Annotated in this window: 5 protein-coding genes and 1 tRNA gene; 3 read left to right on the forward strand and 3 right to left on the reverse strand. The window is 38.8% G+C overall.

What is annotated here, in order from left to right; all coding sequences use genetic code 11:
- The first annotated feature begins 25 nt into the window (after window positions 1-25).
- Window positions 26-391: a S1 RNA-binding domain-containing protein gene (locus tag PLK24_RS07485; protein WP_349770668.1), complete on the forward strand. Its 366-nt coding sequence runs from the start codon at window positions 26-28 to the stop codon at window positions 389-391.
- An 81-nt stretch (window positions 392-472) separates the two neighbouring features.
- On the opposite strand, the gene PLK24_RS07490 is transcribed toward PLK24_RS07485, so the two are convergent.
- The 3 genes from PLK24_RS07490 to PLK24_RS07500 are packed head-to-tail and all read right to left on the reverse strand — an operon-like array spanning window position 473 to window position 4,225.
- Window positions 473-2,113, reverse strand: a complete 1,641-nt coding sequence (locus PLK24_RS07490) for a hypothetical protein (RefSeq protein ID WP_324477797.1) — start codon at window positions 2,111-2,113, stop codon at window positions 473-475.
- A 17-nt stretch (window positions 2,114-2,130) separates the two neighbouring features.
- Window positions 2,131-3,228 (reverse strand): NAD/NADP octopine/nopaline dehydrogenase family protein, encoded by a 1,098-nt coding sequence (locus PLK24_RS07495; protein ID WP_433873275.1) that lies wholly within the window; start codon window positions 3,226-3,228, stop codon window positions 2,131-2,133.
- Complete coding sequence (locus PLK24_RS07500; RefSeq protein ID WP_324477801.1) at window positions 3,224-4,225, reverse strand: D-alanine--D-alanine ligase family protein; 1,002 nt, start codon at window positions 4,223-4,225, stop codon at window positions 3,224-3,226. Before PLK24_RS07500 ends, PLK24_RS07495 begins: the two co-directional genes overlap by 5 nt.
- A gap of 696 nt (window positions 4,226-4,921) precedes the next feature.
- Between PLK24_RS07500 and tadA the strand changes: the two genes are divergently transcribed.
- Complete coding sequence (tadA, locus tag PLK24_RS11470; RefSeq protein WP_349770669.1) at window positions 4,922-5,401, forward strand: tRNA adenosine(34) deaminase TadA; 480 nt, start codon at window positions 4,922-4,924, stop codon at window positions 5,399-5,401.
- Window positions 5,354-5,447 (forward strand) — tRNA-Ser (locus PLK24_RS07505). The genes tadA and PLK24_RS07505 overlap by 48 nt, the downstream gene beginning before the upstream one ends.
- The last annotated feature ends 225 nt before the right edge of the window (window positions 5,448-5,672 follow it).

Here is a 5,672-nt window from a genome sequence, read left to right on the forward strand (position 1 = left end):
ACAAAGGAGGATAATGAGTCACCCCATGATTGAGGTGAATGATATTGTTGAAGGTTCGGTAGTTGGCATCACTAAATTCGGGGCGTTTATTGAATTAGAGGATGGGAAAAAAGGACTCATCCATATTTCGGAGATATCAAATCAATTTGTTAAGGATGTGAATGATTTTCTTAAGGTGAATGATAAAGTAAAAGCCAAGGTTATTCACATTTCTGATGATGGTAAAATTGACCTCTCGATAAAACGGCTGAATGAGGACGAAGAGTACTTAGAGAAATTAGAGAAAAGTAAAGCTATGTTTGAACAAAAGTTGAACAAATTTCTCAAGCAAAGTCAAGACAAGCTTACTGATCTCAAAAAACACCAAGAAAATAAACGCAAATTCCACTGATTTTTTTAATTTATAATATTCATTCATAAGAGGGAAGCCAGGTTTTTTTGAGCTTCCCTCTTTCGCATTATGCTGATTAAACTATAGGTAGTTTTTTAGGCGATCTTTTTCTTCGATAATTTCTCCACTTTTGCTAACTACTCTTAAAACCCCTTTAACAATTCGAGTTCGAACTTGACCACAAGCCTCAGGGTTTCCTAACAGATGGGGTGCATCCAAAATACCTTTTTGGATGGCACGAGCAAGAGTAGCGGGAGAAACCCAGGGATCATCTCCGTCCTCCTTATGATGAATATTTTTAATAGCCTTAAGAAGAATTCTTGCTTCATTGATCAAACGTTCTTTTTCTTCTTGAATTACTTGATCCTTTTCCCAGTTGGGAAAATCAAAGAGCAAGTCCTTGATGATACCCTGAACAATCTCGGCACTTTCAATGAGCTCATTGGGATAGATAAGATGATCAGCTTCGCTATAACCAACAACGTGAATAATATCCGGTTTGAGAACCAAGCCCAATATTGTGGATGCCCCTAATTGTCCTTTGGCAATATTCATATTGGTAGAAAAATGAGCCAACCCTCCCCGGGTTTGAGTATAAATGGTAAAATTTTTATCCTCAAGGGGGGTAATTAATTCTTTTTTGGCAAGCATTTTTGCTAAATCAGCTCGAGGAGAGATTCCATTGGGATTATTGAACATATATTGAGCTATGTAGTGTTTTGCACCGGCTTTTTTTGCATTATAAGCTGCTAAGAAAAAAGCAGCACAGGCGACACTATCCGGCGCATCTCTCAGGCTCCACTGATGGGATTCGTTGACTTCCAAGGGAATACCAAGAGAAGCATATTTTTTCATGGCATTTTGATTTTCAGTAATAGCGGTTTTTATTGGACGTTGGGATCGACCATCCAATCGGCTGTACCAGGTTAAGGGGACTGCACCCCAAGCAATATGAATGGTTTCAGATAATAATTGAGCCCAGTCTTCCAGATAGTTGGTTCCACTATAGCAACGCAGCAGAGGGTAGTTCCCAACCCGAGAAGCAGCATAGATTTTTTCGAGGTCATCACGACATCTAATTGGAACACCACCAGCTCCGCTTTCATCAACTTTCATTTTTTCAGGTTCAAAAAAGAACTCTTGGGCATTTTGGTCCGGTCCCAAGGAAATAACATCAATGGTTTTTGAATGGCTGATTTGAGCGACACCTTTAATGGTTTCTTCAACGCTTGGTCTTCCAAAATGATGTCGAAGGAGAGGGAAGGGTTTTTTGGCAAGAATCCTTTCAGGAAGAGTGGAGGGATATTTTTTATCGGGAGGGATATCTTGGGTAGTTTGATGAATACTTTCAAGGATTTCATCAAAACTCTCTTTGCCGCTGAAAATATATTGAAAAACACCAACACTCTGAGCAATTGGTTCTAAAGCTGGTGTACAACTAAGAATATAAGTACTTTGATCAAGAAGATGATTATTGTCTAATTGGCGGCGTAATTCGATAAAGAGAGACCGAGCCGAATCTTCACTTAAGCGGTAGCCCACAATAACACGTTGAGGTTTTTTTTCTTTAATACATTCAATCAACTGGTTGATGGGTATTGCTGGTCCCAAAAAATAGGATGTGTATTGGTATTCTTCGGCTAAACTAAGGAAACGATAAATTCCAGCAACATGAACACAGTTTTCTAAAGAAGCACCAATTATTGTTTTCTTCTCAGCCATGTCAAAACCTCCGATCATTAGCTTGAGTTGGTTTCTACCACGATCATTTCCCGTATTTCTTTTACACTAAGTCCCGCTAATCCCAGCTTTTCTATGGTCCTTCCTTCAACAAAGTAATCCCGGTTGTGAAGAATGTTGGCTAACTGGATCATACAATCAATCGTTGGAGTTGGGATTTGTAACATTTTCCCAAAGGATGAGATTGGAACCAGGCTCATGGGAACATCCTCAGTAATATAACGAGTAAAAATGGTATAGGGAGCCCGGATTCCGCGGTAACCAGGATTGTTCTGGATAGCCTCATAAAGGTTTCTTCCAAAAGCATCATAAGCAGAGTAGAGCCATTCTCGTGCAGTAATGGCTCTTATCCCTAAAGCCTCAGCTACTTTAACTCGCTCGTTGTCAACTGCTTCGAGGATTAAAGCAACTGAAGGGGTAATACCATCGATATAATAATCAAATTCACCATGGGTGTTTTCAATGCGAGCTGCATTGAGAATGGTTAAAGTGGGATGAAAAACGGCTCCAATATTATTAAAACTGGTTTTGAGAACATTATCTTCAGGAACAAACTGGGGAAGTGCTTTCCGAAGAGCAGTAACTACTTCAACGGTTTTATAGGCTGGAATAGCAGCTACTGGTATGCTATTTTTAATTCGGAAAATTTTTACTTGGGCCGGACCACTGATTCGACTCGCAAAAAGAAAGGTTTGAGCTTCAGATATGATCACCTCAGCAGTCACATTTCGCTCTTTAAATATTTGCCTAAACTCCAACGCTCCACCAGTACGGCCAGGATTAAGAACTATAATTTGACCATTCTTGAGATAGGGAACGAGATTTTCCGCCATGAAGCGCTGACCGGTTGCCGGAACAACAACCATAATAATTTCAGCATCTTTGATTGCTTCTTCAATGTTTGGAGTAACAACATTAAGTGGAGCAAATCCCTGGATTTCTCCTTCAACCTGAATACCACCCATCAATTTTATAGAATTTAATCGTTCTGGAGTTCGATTGTATAAGTTGACTTTGAAACCTTTTAAAGAAAGATATCCAGCCAAAGCCTGGCCGCCATGACCGGCTCCCAATACTGCATAATGAGTTGCATCAATTGCGCTCATGTCTTATCCTTTCCATAGCAATTTGAAGAAGCTTTTGTACCATTGAACGATAGTCTACACCGCGATGAGAACACATTTCCGGGAAAGCACTATGTTTATAGTGGAGAAGCGGTAGAGCATTTATTTCAAAAAAGAGAGGCAGGTTTTCTTTTTGATCAAAAATGAGATGGAAGGTAGAAAAGTCTTTGAGGTTTAGTTCACGGAAAATTTTTATGGCCATGCTTTCTAACATGGTTTTATGCTCATCACTTAATTTTGCTGGGCAGGATATATCATCAACGTACCCCTTTTTGCTTTCGATTTCGGCATCATAAAGGGGTTTTTCTCGGGAAAGATTCAGTTCCATAATAGGGAGAACCTCGGGGTTATTCCCGTTTCCCCAGAGACCGATCACCATTTCTCGACCCTCAACGAATTTTTCAATCAATACTTTCTCACCGGTTTGGTTAAAAACCTCTTCAGCCTTTTTTAGCAGGCTTTCCTGGTCATTCACTATTGAATCAGACGATAACTTAAGGCAATAATTACGAAAACGAGATTTTATTATATAAGGATAAGCTAAGCTATCAGGTAGTAAATCCCCAGGTGACCATTGGATAGATGAAGTGGTTGGAATACCAATACCCCTCAAGGAAAGTTTGGTGAGAGACCGATCAAGGCAAAAGGAGTGAATAGTTGAATTCGAACCAAGATAGGGAATATTCAGGGCATCTAATAATGACGGTAAGAAAGCTTGATCGTATATTTCTGCTGAGCAAACTGCAAGATTAAAAACAAAATTTGCATTTTGATTTGAGAGAGAGGGAACTAATTCTGCAAGCGGGACATCTACATTGAGTTGATGGCAGTCCCAACCCTTTTGTGTCAGAGCTTCAATAACCATAGAAACTGTTTTTCCATGTAAATCGAGTCTATTGGAATAAAAATTCTTTTCTCTTTCTTCAAATATCTTTTTACTGAATGTAATGAGGATTTTTTTTATACTCATCTCCTCCTTTTAGAGAATATGACCTAGTATTAAATTCAATTCATATTAAAAGATGTACATTTTAACCTGTAGGCCCATCTGCTGGCTTGTTTTATTGCACCTGATAATTAAATGTAGCGACACGCCTTGGCATGTCGAACTTTGGATTTTCATCCTCATCTGGTGTTGCTATACAGCATAAGGGTCTATCCTGAAAATACCATCAAATGAATTCTTTAATCGGTCATCCTGAGGCTTCGTTTTTCGAAGCCGTGAGGATCTTATCCTGGGCTTTCACCCTCATCCTCGCCTTCTCCCATCAAGGGAGAAGGAATTATATTGATGTGTCATCCGGATTGGTGCTTTTCCACGTAAGGATCTCATCTTTTTTCTTTTTAATTTAAAAATATTTTTAAAGGCTGAGATTCTTACTTTGTACAAAACACTCCTTAGAATGAGGGAGTGTATTGATGAGATTGCCATACCATTCAACCCAAAGACAGTTGGGCTCTTGGGATGATAGCTTAAGATAGGTATTTTCATCTTCGTTTAGAGTTGCCGGGCAGTATGACTATCCGCTAAAAATATGTATTTATTTATATCATAAAAAGGACTTTAGAAGCAAACAGGAAGGAAAAGGCTGTATTTTCTTTTAAAAAATTGATAAGATACCGTTGGTAGTTTAGAGAGAGGTTCTTAAAAACTATGATTGATGGAATGAAAATAGCTCTTGAAGAAGCGCAGAGAGCTTTTGAGGAAGATGAGGTTCCAGTCGGAGCCTGTATTATTCAAGGGGGTCAATTAATAAGTGTTGGCCATAATCGTCGTGAACAAAAACAAAAAATAACTTCTCATGCTGAAATTGAAGCAATACAGAAAGCCTCACGGGTTCTGGGGAGTTGGAGATTAGAAGGTTGTGACCTTTATGTCACATTGGAACCATGTTTAATGTGTGCAGGAGCCATAATCCAGAGTCGAATTCGGAAGTTAGTTTATGGAGCCAAAGACTCTAAATCCGGTGTTGCCGGAAGCGTTCTTGACCTTTTCAGCAAAAAACTGTTTAATCATTCTGTTGAGGTATATAGCGGAATTTACGAAGACCGCTGTAGCCAAATATTAAGACAATACTTTAAGAAAAAAAGAGAAATTGGAGAGGTGGCCGAGTTGGTCGAAGGCGCTCGACTCGAAATCGAGTAGGCAGTGCTGAGCTGTCTCGTGGGTTCGAATCCCACCCTCTCCGCCATTGAAGAAAAAAGCAACATAACTCCTACTCAGATTTTTTAAATATTGTTAAGGATAGTTGGTAATTTTTTTTAATGAAGCTAAATAAATTTTTAAAAGAATATTTCTCTTAACCAAGTCTTAACTTCAAGGATCGACCAGATAGTACATTTAAAAGTGGTTTTTTGTTAAGATCAATAAATGCTCAAAAAGAGAAACAAATTCCTTTGCGAGTCATTTTAATATT

The sequence above is a fragment of the Atribacter sp. genome (assembly GCF_035418125.1).
Lineage (GTDB): Bacteria > Atribacterota > Atribacteria > Atribacterales > Atribacteraceae > Atribacter > Atribacter allofermentans.

Excerpts from the sequence above, each read along its gene's own strand:
- PLK24_RS07500 (WP_324477801.1), bottom strand. The coding sequence starts at position 4,225 with ATGAGTATAAAAAAAATCCTCATTACATTCAGTAAAAAGATATTTGAA.
- tadA (WP_349770669.1), top strand. The coding sequence starts at position 4,922 with ATGAAAATAGCTCTTGAAGAAGCGCAGAGAGCTTTTGAGGAAGATGAG.
- PLK24_RS07490 (WP_324477797.1), bottom strand. The coding sequence starts at position 2,113 with ATGGCTGAGAAGAAAACAATAATTGGTGCTTCTTTAGAAAACTGTGTT.
- PLK24_RS07485 (WP_349770668.1), top strand. The coding sequence starts at position 26 with ATGATTGAGGTGAATGATATTGTTGAAGGTTCGGTAGTTGGCATCACT.